Origin of the sequence: Bradyrhizobium sp. (genome assembly GCF_049581145.1) — a bacterium.
GTDB lineage: Bacteria > Pseudomonadota > Alphaproteobacteria > Rhizobiales > Xanthobacteraceae > Bradyrhizobium.
In genome coordinates this window covers 1-1,848 of the sequence record NZ_JBAURI010000179.1, presented here as the reverse complement: position 1 = coordinate 1,848, position 1,848 = coordinate 1, and the positions used below count along the sequence as shown (strand labels likewise).

Below are 1,848 nucleotides of genomic sequence, written 5' to 3'. Positions count from 1 at the left end.
GTGGAATGGCTGGCCGACCATGACTGGCTCGGCCCCGATGTATGGTTTGCGCATCTGGTGCATCTCGATCCCGCCGAGGTCCGGATGCTGGCGAGCACCGGCACCGGCATGGCGCATTGTCCGCAATCCAACTGCCGGCTCGGCTCGGGCGTCGCGCCGGCCGATGCAATGGCCCGGCTGGGCGGCGCGGTGTCGCTGGGCGTGGACGGCGCGGCGTCCAACGAATCTGCCGACATGATCAGCGAGATGCACAGCGCCTGGCACACCCATCGCGCCGTCAAGGGCGCCGACGCCGTGACGGCCGAAGACGTGGTGCACTGGGCGACCGCCGGCGGCGCTCGCGTCCTGGGACTTCCGCAGATCGGCACGCTGGCGCCGGGCCAGCAGGCCGACATCGCGATCTTCGATCTGAACCAGCCGCGGCACTTCGGCATGCACGATCGCCTGATCGCGCCGGTCACCTGCGCGGGCTCGGCCAGCCTGCGCACTCTCTTGATCGGCGGCCGCATCGTTGTCGAGAACGGCGCGATTCCCGGGCTCGATATCGCAAAGCTTCGATCCGATGCGATGCGCGTCGTCGCGCGCCTGGCGGCCTGACAGGGAGAAACAGCATGCTTGCTACCAAACAGCCGGTCCTTCGTCGCTTCTGGTATGCGGTGATGCCCCTCGATCATCTCAAGGACGGCCCGAAGCCGTTCACGCTCCTGGGCGAGCCGATCGTGTTGTTCCTCGATGCCAAGGGCGAGCCGGCGGCGCTGGAAGACCGCTGTTGCCACCGTACCGCGAAACTGTCGAAGGGCTGGTGCAACAACGGCAACATCGTCTGCGGCTATCACGGCTGGGAATACGACCGCGAGGGCAAGCTGGTCATGATTCCGCAGTTTCCGTTCGAGCAGCCGATCCCGGATGCCAGGGCGCGTTCGTTTCGCGCGCAGGCGCGGTATGGTTATGTCTGGGTCGCGCTCGACGAACCGCTGAGCGGTATCCCCGAGATTTCCGAGGAGGGCGATCCGCGCTATCGCCGTATCCACCAGTTCTACGCCAAATGGAATACCGCGGCGCTTCGACTGATGGAAAATTCCTTCGACAACGCGCATTTCGCCTTCGTGCACAAGGGCACCTTCGGGGACATCAACCAGCCCAAGCCCGAGAAATACGAGATCGTCGAGACCGACTACGGCTTCGATGCCGAGACCATCATCACGATCCGAAATCCGCCGAACGCGTTCCGGATCAGCGGTACGTCCGATCCGACGACACGTCGGCACCAGCGCAACAAGTGGTTCATGCCGTTCTGCCGGCGTCTCGACATGGAATATCCGTCCGGCATCCGGCACATCATCTTCAATTGCGCCACACCGGTGTCCGACGGCGAGATACAGGTCGTGCAGATCCTGTTTCGCAACGATACCGAGGCCGACTGTTCGACGCAGGAGCTGATTGATTGGGACGCCGCGATCATCGCCGAGGATCGCGACATGCTGGAATCGACCGACCCCGATGCCATCGTGGATCTGAGCCGCAAGATCGAGAAGCACATGCCGTCGGACCGGCCGGGCATGCTGATGCGAAAGCGGCTGTTGGAATTGCTCCAGGCGCACAACGAATGCGAAATACCCCGGCACGAGACCACTTGAACGTGACTTGCCGTAACTGCGTCGAGCTTGCCTCCAATCCAGTCGCGACGGCAGCAACCTCTGTCCGGCCAATCCAATGACGCGGGGCGCTGATGCCTGAACCGGCCGATATCCTGATCCGAAATGCCTGCCTGAAGGATCGTTGCGAGCGTCTGTCCGACATCGCGATTTCGGACGGCGTCATTGTCGCGGTCGGCGCGCGGCTCGACGT

At 63.7% G+C, this 1,848-nt stretch carries 2 protein-coding genes; both read left to right on the top strand.

The features are described from left to right. A partial coding sequence (locus WCB02_RS05825; protein WP_423956886.1) for an amidohydrolase family protein occupies positions 1-597 on the top strand: 597 nt, incomplete at its 5' end. A gap of 14 nt (positions 598-611) precedes the next feature. Then, positions 612-1,637: a Rieske 2Fe-2S domain-containing protein gene (locus WCB02_RS05820; protein WP_423956885.1), complete on the top strand. Its 1,026-nt coding sequence runs from the start codon at positions 612-614 to the stop codon at positions 1,635-1,637. The last annotated feature ends 211 nt before the right edge of the window (positions 1,638-1,848 follow it).

What these genes read in the sequence shown, in the direction of transcription:
- WCB02_RS05820 (WP_423956885.1), top strand. Translation starts at nt 612, where the DNA reads ATGCTTGCTACCAAACAGCCGGTCCTTCGTCGCTTCTGGTATGCGGTG.